Here is a 13427-nt window from a genome sequence, read left to right on the forward strand (position 1 = left end):
GACCAGGTCGAGGGGCTTCGCGTCGGTGCCGAAGCGCTCCGCGATGCCCGCCTGGATCTCGCCGAGCAGCTCGGGGCGCAGCTTCACGTTGCCGGGCTTGTAGACGCCGTGCACATTGCCGAACGTCAGAGCGGCGATATAGCGGCCGTTCTCGCCGAGGCCGAGCGCCTCGACGAATCGAGACACGTCGGCGGTGGTCGTGTAGAGCGCCTCGTTGGAGCCCTCGTGCTTGACGCCGTCCTCTTCGCCGCCGACCACGCCGATCTCGACCTCGAGAATCGCGTTGATGTTCTTCATGCGAGGCAGCAACTCCTTCGCGATGGCGATGTTCTCGTCGAGCGCAACAGCCGACCCGTCCCACATGTGCGACTGGAAGATGGGGTTGCGGCCGGCGCGGACCTCCTCCTCGGATGCCGCGATCAGCGGGAGCACGAAGTCCTCGAGGGCGGGCTTGGGGCAGTGGTCGGTGTGCAGCGCCACCGTGATCGGGTAGTTCTTGGCGACCTCGGTCGCGAACTTCGCGAACGCGAGCGCACCGGTGGCGCGACCCTTCACGGTGTGGCCGGCGAAATAGTCGGCTCCGCCGGTGGTCACCTGGATGATGCCGTCGGATCCGGCTTCGGTCAGACCCTGCAGGATCGCGTTGATCGACTGCGAGCTGGCGGCGTTGATCGCGGGGAACGCGTAGCCACCGGCCTTCGCGCGGTCCAGCATCTCGGCGTATTGCTCAGGGGTGGCGACAGGCATTTCTGCTCCTCAGTTCTGCGGGGATTCCTGGCACAGCCTATCGAAGCACCAGCGACGTCGGTGAGGCCCCCGCCGGGCAAAAGCGCCGGGTCGAGCTTGCCGCAGTGATAAGAAGTGCAGTTCCTTCCTCAGGCATTGGCTGAAAACACCGCACCCGCGGGGTGCGGCCGCCTAGGCTGACGTCATGGTGAGCCTGACCGCGGACATGAGCCCTTTGCACCCCGACCGGAACCTGGCGATGGAGTTGGTGCGCGCGACGGAGGCGGCGGCCATTCGCTCCGTACCGTTCATCGGACGGGGCCAGAAGGAGAAGGCCGACGGCGCGGCCGTCGACGCCATGCGGGCGTTTCTCACCACGGTGAACTTCGACGGAGTCATCGTCATCGGGGAGGGCGAGAAGGACAACGCTCCCATGCTCTTCAACGGTGAACACGTGGGAACGGGTCGCGGACCCCAGTGCGACGTCGCCGTCGATCCGATCGACGGAACATCGCTGACCGCCGAGGGACGCAACAACGCGCTTTCGGTTCTCGCGGTCTCCGATCGCGGCTCCATGCTCGACGCGTCGAGTGTGTTCTACATGGACAAGATCGTTACGGGTCCGGCCGGCGTCGGTGTCGTGGACATCCGCCTGCCCGTCGGCGAGAACATCCGTCTTCTGGCGAAGGCACTGGGCAAGCCCGTCGACGAGCTCGTGGTCTCTGTGCTGAACCGTCCCCGCCACGCCCGACTGATCGAGGAGATCCGCGACGCCGGCGCCGGAACGCGGCTGATGAGCGACGGTGACGTCGCCGGTGGAATCAACGCGGCACGGCACAACGCCCGTACCGACATGTGCATCGGCATCGGAGGCAGCCCCGAAGGCGTCGCGACCACCTGCGCGATCAAGGCGCTCGGCGGCCACATTCAAGGACGTCTCTGGCCGCGCGACGACGACGAGAAGCAGCGCGGAACCGATGCGGGTCTGAAGCTCGACGGGTACGTCTACGAGGCCGACGAACTGGTCACCGGGCGCAACACGATCTTCGTGGCCACCGGCGTCACGAACGGTGAACTCGTCGCCGGTGTTCGCCGCGACGGCGACTTCGTCTATACGGAGAGCGTCGTTCTGCGGGGGGCTTCGGGCACGCTGCGGCGCATCTCCTCGGAGCATCTCACGTCGAAGTGGCTCTGAGCGCGGACCAGATCATCGGCGCGGCGCGCCCGGTATGGGCGACGCGACAGCCGTACCTCTGGCACAATGGGCAACGGTGTCACCGGCGACACAGACGTTTCCACGCAGTCCGGGGGTCACATGTCCGCAGCATCCAGCAGTCCCAGAACGGGTCAGGTGAGCGTTCCCGTGGACCCCGCACGCCGACCCGACGTGCTGTTGCGTCGCCGGATGCCGGATGGTCACCAGGTCAGTGCGTGGTGGATGATCGGCGCGTTCGTCGCGGTCTCCCTGTCTGTCGTCGGGCTGCTCAACCTGTTTCCCGCCTGAGCGCGCCTCCGTTCACAGCCGGTCCCTGAGCGAGCCGAGATCTGCTGCGATACCCGTTGCGGCTTCGTCGGCGTCGGCGTCGGCCGAGTCCACCATCAGCTCCGGGGCGACGAGCTTTCGCGGTGTCTTCTCGATCGACGCGGGAGCAGCCGCGGCATCCAGCTTCGTCTCGTCGATCCCGGGGAACTTCCGTGCCGTGACGAGAACGCGCGACTCGAGTGATCCGGTGAAGCGGTTATAGGTGTCGACCGTTCGCTCGATGGCGCGGCGGAGATCCTCGGCGTGCCCGGCAAGTCCTCCCAGCCGCTGGTACAGCTCGGTTCCCAGCTCGAAGAGGCGGCGGGCCTCCGTGGAGACCTCCTGCTGGGTCCAGGTGTAGGCCACCGTCTTCAGGACGGCCCACAGGTTCACGGGAGAGGCGAGCGCCACACGCTGGCGGAACGCGTGATCGAGCAGCGTCGGATCCTCCTCGAGTGCGGTCGCGAGCAACGCCTCGTTGGGCAGGAAGCACACGAGGAACTCCGGGCTCGAGTCCAGTCCCGACCAGTACGACTTCTTGGCGAGTGCGTCGACATGGGCGCGGACGGCCCGCACATGACGTTGGAGCAGACCCGCACGACGGGTGGCCTCCTCGCCGGTCGCGGTGATCGCAATCGCCGATGCTTCGATATAGGCATCGAGCGGCACCTTGGCGTCGACCGCCAGCGACATGCCGCCCGGCAGGCGAACGATCATGTCGGGTCTGCCATCGCCGGCGTGGGAGGTCACCGACGTCTGCAGATCGAAGTCGACGTAGCGGCTCAGCCCCGCTGATTCGACCACGCGCCGCAACTGCGTCTCGCCCCAGACGCCGCGTGTCACGTTGGAACGCAGGGCGCCCGCGAGGGACTCGGTGGTCGCCCGGAGCGCCTCATCGCTGGCGCGGGCCGCGCGCAGCTGCTCGACGAGAGAGCCGTACTGACTCTGGCGATCGCGTTCGAGGTCGGTCACCTTCTGCTGCATCGTCTGCAGGGACTCCTGCACCGGCGCCAGCGCGCGAAGGACCAGTTGATCGCGGCGTTCACGTTCCTGCTGCGCGCTGAGGTCAGCACGGGCCTGAGCGCCGAGATCCCGGGTGAGCGTGCGCTCATGCTCGAGCTGCACGTTCAGGGCGCGAGCGGAGGTCTCCGCGGCAGCCAGCCGTGCCGCCAGATCTGCGTTCTCGCGCGCGGTGCGCTCTGCGGCGCGCGCGCCGGCGGTGATCCAACCTCCGACGGCGCCGGCGATCAGGCAGAGAACTCCGACGACGATGACGATGAAGGCGTCCATGACTCCACAGTGGCGCACCCCTCCGACATCGACGGGCGCCGCGCGGTGAGTCCGCGTGAGGGGCCGTTCAGCCGACCGGGCCGGCGACGGGTGTGAGCCGACCGCTGCCGGCGAGGCGGGGGACGCGCACGCCGAGCAGCATGGCGAGTTCGACGACGTCGTGCACACCGGCACGGGCCGCCGCGTCGATCATGATGTGCGCGCAGGCGAGCGCGTCGGACGCGGCGTCGTGGTGGGCGAAGTCGAGGAAGCCCGCAGCAGCGGCTACCGAGGGCAGTCGATACGAGGCGAGGTCGTAGGTCTTGCGGGCGATCTGCAGGCTGCACAGGTAGCGGTACGACGGACACGCGGCATCCGTCGCCTCGCAGGCGCGTCGCAGGACGCTCATGTCGAAACCGGCGTTGTGCGCCACGACGACATCGTCACCGATGAAGGCGTCGAGGGCGGTGAGCTGGTCGACCCACGCCGGCGCATCGACGACATCCTCGGGATGGATGCCGTGGATGCCGATGTTCAGCTCGAAGAACCGGTCGTGGCCCGGCGGGGGCTTGATGAGCCAGCCCGCCGTCTCGACGACACGACCATCGCGGACACGCGTGAGACCGACGGCGCACGCCGAGGCGCTCGAAGAGTTCGCCGTCTCGAAGTCGATCGCGGTGAAGTCCAAGGCCACAGCTCTACTGTGCGCGTCGATGCCCCGCGGCGGCGGCAGGCGCGCCGCGGGGCGCACGTGGCCCCGACGTGCCGAGCGGGGAGCGAACCTGCTGCGCTCGCTCCCCGCCGGTCGTTGCGGCCGGATCAGTACCGCATGACGATGCGACCGTCGATCTGGCCCTTCTCCATCCGCTCGAAGATGTCGTTGACGTCCTCGAGGTTCTCCACGTGCACGGTCGGGTGGATCTGACCGCGCGCGTAGAAGTCGAGCGCCTCGATCATGTCCTGCCGGGTTCCGACGATCGAGCCGCGGATCGTGATCGCGCGCAGCACGATGTCGAAGATGTCGGCGTCGAAGGTCCCGGGCGGCAGACCGTTGAAGACGATCGTGGCTCCCCGCCGCACGACGCTGAGCGCCTGGTCGAAGGCTCTAGGGTGCACCGCGGTGACGAGGACGCCGTGCGTTCCTCCCGTGTGCTCGGAGATCGCGGCGCCGGGATCGGTCTGCGCGGCGTTGACCGTGACCTCTGCGCCGTGGCGGCGAGCGAGTTCCAGCTTGGCGTCGTCGACATCCACGGCAGCCACGCGCATGCCCATCGCCCGTGCGTACTGCACCGCGATGTGACCGAGCCCGCCGATGCCCGAGATGGTCACCCACTCGCCCGGTCGCACGCAGGTCATCTTCAACCCCTTGTACACCGTGACCCCGGCGCAGAGGATCGGGGCGACCTCGACCGGGTCGGCGCCGTCGGGGATCCGCGCGGCGTACTTCTCATCAACGAGCATGAACTCGCCGAAGCTCCCGTCCATCGAGTATCCGCCGTTCTGCTGCGCCGGGCACAGCGTCTCCCATCCGGTGCGGCAGTACTCGCACGTTCCGCACGCCGACCACAGCCAGGCATTGCCGACCTTCTGGCCGACGGTGAGCGTCGTCACGCCGGGGCCGAGCGCGACGACCTCGCCGTAGCCTTCGTGTCCGGGGATGAGATCGGCCTTCGGGGCGACCGGCCAATCGCCGCGCGCCGCGTGAAGGTCGGTGTGGCAGACGCCGCTGGTGATCACGCGCACGAGTGCCTGGCCGGGGCCGGGGCGCGGGACCGGCACGTCGGAGACGATCAGCGGCTCGCCGGGCGCGGTAACCACCGCGGCGCGCATGGTCGTGGCGATCGCCTCGGTCGCGGCGGCAGCAGGGGTGTCGGTCAGAGTCGTCATTGACATCACTTCCTCTCGGCGGAGCCGTTCCGCCCGATGTCTCGACGGTAGGAACGTCGAGGTTGCAAGAGGTTGCAGGCGTAGGGTCGCCCCATGGCGACACGCGACGAGATGGCGCTCAGCTTCGGCTCGGCGGCGGGGGAGTACCAGACGGGCCGGCCGTCGTACCCGGCGGCGGCCGTGGAGTGGTTGTTGGCTCCCGCCGGTGAACATCCGCGCGTTGCGGATGTCGGGGCGGGTACCGGAAAGCTCACCGCCGCGCTGCTCGATGCGGGGGCCGACGTGATCGCCGTGGAACCGGATGCCGCGATGCTCGCCACCCTGAGAGAGGCCCTTCCGGCCGTGGAGACGCTGATCGGCGCCGCGGAACGCATGAACCTTCCCGATGAGAGCGTCGACGCCGTCGTCTTGGGTCAGGCGTGGCACTGGGTCGATGTGGTCGCGGCATCCGCCGAGGTGGGACGCGTCCTGAAGCCCGGCGGCGTCCTCGGTCTGGTCTGGAACATCCGCGACGTGAGCACGCCGTGGGTGGCCCGCCTCGGCGCCATCATGAAGGGCAGTCACGCTGAAGAGCTTCTGTCCGGCGCGGGGCCGGCCGTCGCCGCACCCTTCGGCGCGCTCGAGCATGAGAGCTGGCGATGGTCGCGACGACTGACGCGGTCAGAGCTCGCGGCCATGGTGCGCTCGCGCAGCTACGTCATCACCGCCACGCCGTCGGAGCGGGACCGCATCCTCGCCGAGGTCGAGGAGCTCTTCGCCGCGTCGTGTCACCGGGGTGAGGACGGGGTCGAGATCATCGATCTGCCGTATCGCACCGAGGCGTTCCGCAGCATCCGCCGATGAGCGAGCGGACGCCGCGCCGAGGTGTCAGGCCGCGTAGACGACGGTGCCGCCGTCGACGGTGATCCGGACGTCGTCGCCGACGGCGGGCAGCGGCGAGCCGACGGCGCGCAGCGGCACGCCGACCGTGGTGCCGTCGGCGCAGGCGATCGTGGCGGTGGCTGTCGCGCCCACGACCGCGATGGCGATCACACGGGCAGGCGCCGCCCCGGCATCCGTCGTCAGTCTGAGTTGAGTCGGGCGCACCATGGCGACGACCATCGATGAGCCGTCGGAGAAGTCGGCATCCACGGTGAGCGTGCCGAGGGGGCAGCGGAACCCACCGGTCGCGGTCTTCGCGCCCGCGAGCAGTACCGTGTCGCCGAGCAGACGCGCCACGGATGCCGAGACAGGACGCGAGAACACGTCCGCGCAGACACCGGCCTGCTGGAGCCGTCGGTCGTCGAGGACGGCGACGGAGTGCCCGAAGGCGAGTGCTTCTTCGGGGTCGTGGGTCACGAGGACGCTCGTCACCTGCGCCCGCGTCAGCGCATCGACGACCTGTGTGCGCACCTGCGCGCGCAGTTCGGTGTCGAGCGCGCTGAAAGGCTCGTCGAGCAGAAGCACCCGCGGGTGCGGGGCGAGAGCGCGAGCGAGAGAGACGCGCTGCTGCTGACCCCCGGAGATCTCGTGGGGATAGCGGTCGAGGAGTTCGGGCTCGATACCGGCGAGCGCTGCGGCGGCCGCGACGGCACCGGCGCGCTCTCGGCTCGCTGAGCCGCGGAGGCCGAAGGCGATGTTGCGTCGTGCGGTGAGGTGCGGGAAGAGGGCGCCGTCCTGTGCGACGTAGCCGATCCGTCGCCGATGCGGGGCCAGGTGGCGTGTCGCCGTGGCGGCGACCTCGTCGCCCAGACGGATCTCGCCGGCCGCGATGCGCTCGAACCCGGCGATCGCGCGCAGCAGTGTGGACTTGCCGCTTCCCGACGGGCCCACGATCGCGAGTCTCTCCCCGTCGGGGACGGACAGGTGCACGCCGGCGAGCACGAGATCCCCACCGAGGCGCACACCGGCATCCGTGACCGTCAACGAGGTCATCGATCGCTCCGCCGTCGGGCATCGGCGAGAAGGAGGGCGACGCTCGGGACCGACAGCACGATGAGCATGATCGCATACGGGGCACCGGCGACGAAGTCGGCGTTCGAGGTCTCCGACCAGAACTGGGTGGCGAGGGTGCGCGTTCCGCTGGGTGCCAGCAGGAGGGTCGCCGTCAGCTCGTTCGCGCAGCCGAGGCCCACGAGGGCCAACGCCGCACCGAACGACGATGCCATCAGCGGCGCCGTCACCTCGACCGTCGCCGCGAACCGGGTCCGGCCGAGGGTCTGCGCTGCTTCCTCGAGGCGAGGGGGCACCTGCGCCAAGCCGCTGCGGAGGCTCACCAGTGCACGGGGGAGGAACACGATGACGTAGGCCGCGATGACGGTTGCGGGGGTCTGGTACAGCCCGGGAACGACGCGAAGAGTCACCGTGACCAGCGCGAGCGCGACGATGATCGTCGGCAGGCTGCTGGCGAGGTACATCGCGCCCTCGATGCCGCGGGCGAGGCGGCTAGGGTGCCGCACGCTCAACCAGGCGCAGGGGAGGGCGACGACGGTCGCGGCGAGCGCTCCGCCGCCCGACAGCAGAAGGGTCTGGGTGAGTGCGGGCAGCAGATGGATGCTCTGCCAGCCCTCGGGGCGCAGCGCCCACCGCAGCAGGCTCGTGCCGGGAATGCCGACGGCGAGGATCAGGATGCCGCTGAGCACCGCCGTGACGGGGATCGCCGCCCGACCCAGCCGGTAGGGGACGGCGGGCCGCGCGGCGCCGCGTCCGATCCGCGCGTACCGCAGCCGACCGCGAGCGCTCGCTTCGCCGACGAGCAGCACGAGGCAGAGGGCCGCGAGGACGACGCCGAGCGCGTTGGCTGCGGGGCCGGCGAAGCTGGACTGGAACTGGCTGACGATCGCCGTCGTGAAGGTGTCGAAGCGCAGCAGTGCGAAGGCGCCGTACTCGGCGAGCAGGTGAAGCGCGACGACGAGTCCGCCGCCGAGAATCGCCACGCGCAGTTGGGGGAGGACCACCCGCCAGAAGGTTGCGAGGGGACTGAGCCCGAGCGAGCGGGCCGACTCCTCGAGCGCCGGATCGAGGCGTCGCAGCGTGGCCAGGGCCGGAAGGTAGACGAGCGGATAGTACGCGCCGACCGCGATCAGCACTCCACCGCCGAGACCCTGAAGAGAGGGCACAGCGGAGATCCAGCCGTACCCGCTGACGAAGGCGGGCATCGCCAGCGGGGAGGCGAGCGCGATCGCCCAGATCTTCCGGCCGGGCAGAGCCGTGCGTTCCACGGTCCAGGCCGCGCCGACGCCCACCGCGACGCACAGCGGCACGGCGAGAACGAGCAGACCGAGGGTGTTGGCGAGCAGCTCGCCGACCCGGGGGCGGAACACCTGGGCGCTCAGCTGCGACCAGCCCTCCGAGATGGCGACCCACACGACGAAGCCGACGGGGACGAGCAGCAGCGCCGCCGCGACGATGGCGAGCGCCAGCAGCGGCACCGGCGTGGTGAGCACGCGGTGCCGCTGCACGGGTGGGCTGACCGCAGGGCGGTCGGCGGTGGCGAGGCTCAGATCAGCCCCGCGGCCGTCATGAGGTCAGTGACCTTCTTGCTGTTCAGCGTCGAGGGGTCGATCGCCGGCGGCTGCAGAGAGCTCAGCGGCGGCAGGGCCGGGTTGGAGGCGACGTCGCTGCCGATCGCATACTCGAAGCTCGTGCCGTCGCGCAGGACCTGCTGTCCGTCCGGGCCGGTGATGAAGGCGAGAAACTGCTGCGCGGCGGCGGCGTTCTTGCTCGAGGCGAGCACGCCTCCGCCCGACACGCTGACGAACGCCCCCGGGTCCTGGGCGCCGAAGTAGGCCAGTTTCGTGTTGGCGCTGTTCTCCTTCGTCTTGGCCTGATCGATGAACCAGTAGTAGTGGTAGATCACGCCGAGCGGGATCTCGCCGGCGTTGACGGCCTTCATGACGGTGCTGTTGCCCTTGTACGCAGAGGCGTTCTCTTTCATGGCGGTGAGCCACGCGGTCGTCGCGTCCTCGCCCTTCTCCTGCAGGATGGCGGAGACGATCGCCTGGAAGTCCGCTCCGGTGGGCGACGCCGCCCACCGTCCCTTCCACTCCGGCTTCTGCAAGTCCATGATCGATGTCGGCAGCTGGTCTGAGGAGATGAGTGACGGGTTGTAGACCATCACCGTCGACCGTGCTGCGATCCCTGTCCAATCGCCACTCGCGGGGCGGTACTGCGTGGGGACGTTTGCCAGCGTCGCGGCGTCGACCGGGGCGAGCAGACCCGCGTTCTCGACGAGGGACATGGCGGGGGAGTTCTCGGTGAGGAAGACGTCGGCCGGTGAGGCGGAGCCCTCCTGAACGATCTGATTTCCGAGCTCGGAGTCGCTGCCGTTGCGCAGTACCGCCTCGATGCCGGTCTTCTTCGTGAAGGCGTCCGCCCACGCTTGGGTGAGTTCTTCGTGCTGCGCGTTGTAGACGGTGATCGACGTGCCGCTGAGGCTGGACGAATCCGTGGAGGAGGATGCGCCGGGCGCGGTGGAGCCCGCGCAGGCGGACAGCCCCAGCGCGGCGATGACGAGAACGGATGCCGCCGCGAGGCGGCGAGGGACAGTCACAGGCATAACGGCACTCTCTTTTGAAGATAGGTAACCCTTACTTTAGTCGCGGGTCGGATGTGGTGACGAACCAGGGCGGCGCGGGAGAGGAGGGTGTGCTCACCCCCGTAGACTTGACCCCCGTGGCTCTTACCATCGGAATCGTGGGTCTTCCCAACGTCGGCAAGTCGACCCTGTTCAACGCACTGACGAAGAACCAGGTTCTCGCCGCGAATTATCCGTTCGCGACGATCGAGCCCAACGTGGGCGTCGTGAATCTTCCCGATCCTCGGCTGGACAAGCTCGCCGAGGTCTTCGGCAGCGAGCGCACCCTTCCGGCCGCCGTCTCGTTCGTCGACATCGCGGGCATCGTCCGCGGCGCGAGCGAGGGCGAGGGCTTGGGAAACAAGTTCCTGGCGAACATTCGTGAAGCCGATGCCATCGCACAGGTGGTGCGCGGCTTCGCGGACTCCGACGTGGTGCACGTGGACGGCAAGGTCGACCCGGCATCCGACATGGAGACCATCAACGCCGAGCTGCAGCTGGCCGACCTCGAGACGCTCGAGAAGGCGATCGTCCGCTACGAGAAGGAAGTGCGCGGCAAGAAGCTCGACCCGGCCGTTCTCGAAGCCGCCGTCGCGGCGCGCGATGCACTGCAGCGCGGCGTGCTGCTCTCGGCATCCGGGATCGACCTCGCCCCCATCAAGGAGCTGGGCCTGCTCACCGCGAAGCCGTTCATCTTCGTCTTCAACGTCGATGAGGCGGTGTTGACGGATGCCGCCCGCAAGGCCGAGCTCGCCGCGCTCGTCGCGCCGGCGAAGGCGGTGTTCCTCGACGCGAAGATCGAGTCGGAGCTGATCGATCTCGACCCCGAGGAGGCGGCGGAGTTGCTTGCCTCCACCCGGCAGGACGAGTCGGGCCTCGACCAGCTGGCGCGCATCGGTTTCGACACGCTGGGGCTGCAGACGTACTTGACGGCGGGTCCGAAGGAAGCGCGGGCGTGGACGATCGGCAAGGGGTGGAAGGCGCCGCAGGCCGCCGGGGTGATCCACACCGACTTCGAGAAGGGCTTCATCAAGGCCGAGGTGATCTCGTTCGACGACCTCGTCACGCTCGGGTCTGTCGCCGAGGCGCGCGCGAAGGGCAAGGCGCGCCTGGAGGGCAAGGACTACGTCATGCAGGACGGCGACGTCGTGGAGTTCCGTCACAGTTAGGCATCTGAGCACGTGAGCACTATCTGGCGGCGTTACCGATCAGCCCTCGGGTTGGCGATGGTTGTGTCAGCGGTGCTCGGGATCTTTTGCGGGCTTGCACTGTACCTCGCCGGGAACGCGGACTACCGCGCACAGGCTGGCTGGGGAGGCTTCGTCTATTGGGTGATTCTCGGCGGTGGGCTGGGCGCAGGCACCGGCCTCGCCGGGGTCTTGGGCGGCGTGGTTGGTGTGGTGATATGGGATCGCGGCTTGCGTCGCAGCAGCGTGGCTCGGATCCGAATCGGAACCACCGGCGCGGCCCTTGGTGCTGCGCTCCCGTGGGTCGTAGTCGCAGTCGCCGTGGGACCTGGATGGTGGCCGTTTCCTTTCGGAGTTGCGATCCTGGTGGCCCTCGTGACTGCCGTACTCGCGCGCATCATCTTGAGTCGAGCCGAGCGACGGCAGGACGGCGACGTCGTGGAGTTCCGCTTCAACGTCTGACCCGGGACGGATCAACTGCGACGACACCGCCGCTGCCGGTCTGCCCCGAGGGATGCGAAGAAACGTGCGTCGCCCGGTTGACCTCAACGCTCTACAGTGAGCGCATGAACTCCGCCGCACCGGCGCCCGATGTCGGTCAGCCGCGCGCGGGAGTGACCTGGGCGCTCCTCGGCGGGTCCTCCCGAAGATTTCGGCGTGGGGGTGGCGGGTCGCGTTCGGGCTGGGTGCGCTCGCGGGAGTCATGACGTTGGTTCTCGCCCGACGGATGCCGAGCGAGCGAACGCGTCCTGCGGCGGCGGGGCTCGCGGATCTGTTTCGTGACGGCTGGCGACCGTTGTTGTGGTCGTGCTGATGACGTCGGGTGGCACGGCGGCGTTCTACACGTTCACGGTGACGGTGCCGTCCGTGTCGCGTGAGGCGGCGTTCGCTGCCGGAGGGTCGGATGCCGAGCGCGCGAGCACGACGGCCATCCTCATCGCGATGATCGTCCTGATGCTGCTCCAGCCCGTGGGCGGCCGAAGGCGCGCCAGCCGCCGCCATCAGGGATCCGGCCTTGCTTCTTGATGTCGACGTGGATCAGCTGGCCCGGTCTTGCGACCTCGTACCGCTTCGGCGTCGGCTTGCGGACTGGCAGCCCGGTGGCCTGATCGATGTTCACGAGCTTCGGCATCCCATACCTGGCCAGCACCCGGCCGACCGTCGAGCGGGCAAGGCCCAGGTGATACGCGATCCGGTGCGGACCCCACCGGCGGGTGAACCGCAACGACACGATCCTCCGCTCCGTCTTCCGCGGGAGCCGGTTCGGCGAGGTCTGCGGCCTGAAGCTGCGGTCCGTCAACGGCAGCCCGGCCCGATACCGGTCGACCCACCGTTTCGCCGTCGCGGGCGAGCACTGGAACCGTTCCGCTGCCCGCCGCAACGACCAGCCCCGATCCACGACGAGGACAGCAAGACGACGACGCCCTTCCGGCGTCAAAGGCGCGTTAGCGTGAGACACGAAGACCTCCGTGGTCAGGATGCGAGTGTGGTAACCCACATCCTGCCCGGAGGTCTTCGCCTACCTCACCCGTTCACAACCTCCCGGGGAAGTACAACTAGGACTCGGAGCTACGGCGGTTCCGTCGTGCGGATGGCGCCGCAGATCACACACGACCATGCGACGAGGAATCGCTCGTCGTCCAGAATCTCGAAGCCGAGGCGGTCGCCGCACAGAGGGCACCGTGGGCCTGCATCGGGGAGCATGCGCATGGAGGCAGTATCTCGCCGGAAGGAAGGAGGTGGTCAGGTAGCCTGGCAACGCGACACGCCCGGGACGCGGGTGTGATTTGCTCGATGGTGTCGTGGCGCGTAGGTTATTACTTGTTCGCCCCACAGGGAAGAGCGAAGGGCCGGAAGGTCTCGCCCCCTCAAGTGGAGAACGAAATCCCGTCCCGAACCTCTCGGTAGAGAGAAGAAGGCTTCTGGTCTAGGATGGGAATCCTCTCGCGGAGGACGTCGTCGGTCGCCACTGTGGATCTGAGATCCCGAAGCGCCGACTTGACAAGCTGCGCGAGATGGATAAGATTGTGAAGTTGCCCTGCGGGCGAGGCTGGAAGGCTGAGCTGCGGGAGCGTCCGATCCTTGAGAACTCAACAGCGTGCACTTGTCAAATGCCAAATTACCTCGTCCCTGCCTTTTGGTGGGGTGAGATTCCTTTGGATCAAGTCCGGCACTTTGGTGTCGGCATTATGGATTGTCAGTGATGGCATCCTTTTGGTCAGTTTCGAACTCGCTGCATTGTCGTTTTCCCGATGGTGTATGCATTTTTTCTTTTTGGAGA

14 protein-coding genes and 1 pseudogene are annotated in these 13427 nt (G+C 68.3%); 6 read left to right on the forward strand and 9 right to left on the reverse strand.

What is annotated here, in order from left to right:
• Nucleotides 1-747: class II fructose-bisphosphate aldolase (gene fbaA, locus BGN98_RS03735; protein WP_288119653.1), on the reverse strand; the 747-nt coding region annotated here is incomplete at its 3' end.
• Nucleotides 748-931: 184 nt separating this feature from the next.
• On the opposite strand from fbaA, the gene glpX reads away from it, so the two are divergent.
• Nucleotides 932-1921, forward strand: coding sequence for a class II fructose-bisphosphatase (gene glpX / locus BGN98_RS03740; RefSeq protein ID WP_288119655.1), 990 nt, complete (start codon nucleotides 932-934; stop codon nucleotides 1919-1921).
• A 156-nt stretch (nucleotides 1922-2077) separates the two neighbouring features.
• A complete protein-coding gene (locus BGN98_RS03745; protein WP_231860872.1) occupies nucleotides 2078-2230 on the forward strand; it encodes a hypothetical protein in 153 nt (50 codons plus the stop codon).
• Between the two features lie 12 nt (nucleotides 2231-2242).
• Here BGN98_RS03745 and BGN98_RS03750 read toward each other — a convergent pair whose 3' ends face one another.
• The 3 genes from BGN98_RS03750 to adhP form a co-directional block, all read right to left on the reverse strand.
• Nucleotides 2243-3538, reverse strand: coding sequence for a DNA recombination protein RmuC (locus BGN98_RS03750; RefSeq protein ID WP_288119657.1), 1296 nt, complete (start codon nucleotides 3536-3538; stop codon nucleotides 2243-2245).
• A 67-nt stretch (nucleotides 3539-3605) separates the two neighbouring features.
• Nucleotides 3606-4211 (reverse strand): 3'-5' exonuclease, encoded by a 606-nt coding sequence (locus BGN98_RS03755; RefSeq protein WP_016464690.1) that lies wholly within the window; start codon nucleotides 4209-4211, stop codon nucleotides 3606-3608.
• 125 nt (nucleotides 4212-4336) lie between these two features.
• Entirely contained in the window at nucleotides 4337-5404 is a 1068-nt protein-coding gene (adhP, locus tag BGN98_RS03760; RefSeq protein WP_036284854.1) for an alcohol dehydrogenase AdhP, read from the reverse strand.
• 93 nt (nucleotides 5405-5497) lie between these two features.
• On the opposite strand from adhP, the gene BGN98_RS03765 reads away from it, so the two are divergent.
• Nucleotides 5498-6247, forward strand: coding sequence for a class I SAM-dependent methyltransferase (locus tag BGN98_RS03765; RefSeq protein ID WP_036284856.1), 750 nt, complete (start codon nucleotides 5498-5500; stop codon nucleotides 6245-6247).
• Between the two features lie 24 nt (nucleotides 6248-6271).
• Here the strand turns inward: BGN98_RS03765 and BGN98_RS03770 are convergent, their stop codons facing one another.
• The 3 genes from BGN98_RS03770 to BGN98_RS03780 are packed head-to-tail and all read right to left on the reverse strand — an operon-like array spanning nucleotide 6272 to nucleotide 9941.
• Entirely contained in the window at nucleotides 6272-7318 is a 1047-nt protein-coding gene (locus BGN98_RS03770) for an ABC transporter ATP-binding protein (RefSeq protein WP_016464693.1), read from the reverse strand.
• Nucleotides 7315-8829 carry an ABC transporter permease gene (locus BGN98_RS03775; RefSeq protein WP_051498712.1) on the reverse strand — a complete coding sequence of 505 codons (1515 nt, stop codon included), beginning with the start codon at nucleotides 8827-8829 and terminating at the stop codon, nucleotides 7315-7317. The genes BGN98_RS03770 and BGN98_RS03775 overlap by 4 nt, the downstream gene beginning before the upstream one ends.
• A gap of 53 nt (nucleotides 8830-8882) precedes the next feature.
• On the reverse strand, nucleotides 8883-9941 hold the full coding sequence (locus tag BGN98_RS03780) for an iron ABC transporter substrate-binding protein (RefSeq protein ID WP_288119663.1): 1059 nt from the start codon (nucleotides 9939-9941) through the stop codon (nucleotides 8883-8885).
• A 116-nt stretch (nucleotides 9942-10057) separates the two neighbouring features.
• On the opposite strand from BGN98_RS03780, the gene ychF reads away from it, so the two are divergent.
• The 3 genes from ychF to BGN98_RS03795 all read left to right on the forward strand — a co-directional run bounded on the left by ychF (nucleotide 10058) and on the right by BGN98_RS03795 (nucleotide 12172).
• On the forward strand, nucleotides 10058-11128 hold the full coding sequence (gene ychF / locus BGN98_RS03785) for a redox-regulated ATPase YchF (protein WP_288119664.1): 1071 nt from the start codon (nucleotides 10058-10060) through the stop codon (nucleotides 11126-11128).
• A 12-nt stretch (nucleotides 11129-11140) separates the two neighbouring features.
• The gene (locus BGN98_RS03790) at nucleotides 11141-11608 is read left to right on the forward strand and encodes a hypothetical protein (protein WP_288119666.1); all 468 of its coding nucleotides are present in this window, start codon (nucleotides 11141-11143) and stop codon (nucleotides 11606-11608) included.
• 345 nt (nucleotides 11609-11953) lie between these two features.
• Entirely contained in the window at nucleotides 11954-12172 is a 219-nt protein-coding gene (locus BGN98_RS03795; RefSeq protein ID WP_288119670.1) for a hypothetical protein, read from the forward strand.
• Here the strand turns inward: BGN98_RS03795 and BGN98_RS03800 are convergent.
• Together BGN98_RS03800 and BGN98_RS03805 are read right to left on the reverse strand one after the other, a co-directional pair.
• Nucleotides 12090-12605 (reverse strand): annotated as a pseudogene (locus BGN98_RS03800) (helix-turn-helix domain-containing protein); the annotation flags it as partial. The gene BGN98_RS03795 and the pseudogene BGN98_RS03800 sit on opposite strands and share 83 nt — an antisense overlap.
• A gap of 631 nt (nucleotides 12606-13236) precedes the next feature.
• Nucleotides 13237-13427: hypothetical protein (locus BGN98_RS03805; RefSeq protein ID WP_288119668.1), on the reverse strand; the 191-nt coding region annotated here is incomplete at its 5' end.

This window comes from Microbacterium sp. 69-7 (assembly GCF_001897985.1).
GTDB classification, from domain to species: Bacteria; Actinomycetota; Actinomycetes; order Actinomycetales; family Microbacteriaceae; genus Microbacterium; species Microbacterium laevaniformans.

Excerpts from the sequence above, each read along its gene's own strand:
- glpX (WP_288119655.1), top strand. The coding sequence starts at position 932 with ATGGTGAGCCTGACCGCGGACATGAGCCCTTTGCACCCCGACCGGAAC.
- BGN98_RS03750 (WP_288119657.1), bottom strand. The coding sequence starts at position 3,538 with ATGGACGCCTTCATCGTCATCGTCGTCGGAGTTCTCTGCCTGATCGCC.
- adhP (WP_036284854.1), bottom strand. The coding sequence starts at position 5,404 with ATGACGACTCTGACCGACACCCCTGCTGCCGCCGCGACCGAGGCGATC.
- BGN98_RS03765 (WP_036284856.1), top strand. The coding sequence starts at position 5,498 with ATGGCGACACGCGACGAGATGGCGCTCAGCTTCGGCTCGGCGGCGGGG.
- BGN98_RS03770 (WP_016464693.1), bottom strand. The coding sequence starts at position 7,318 with ATGACCTCGTTGACGGTCACGGATGCCGGTGTGCGCCTCGGTGGGGAT.
- BGN98_RS03780 (WP_288119663.1), bottom strand. The coding sequence starts at position 9,941 with ATGCCTGTGACTGTCCCTCGCCGCCTCGCGGCGGCATCCGTTCTCGTC.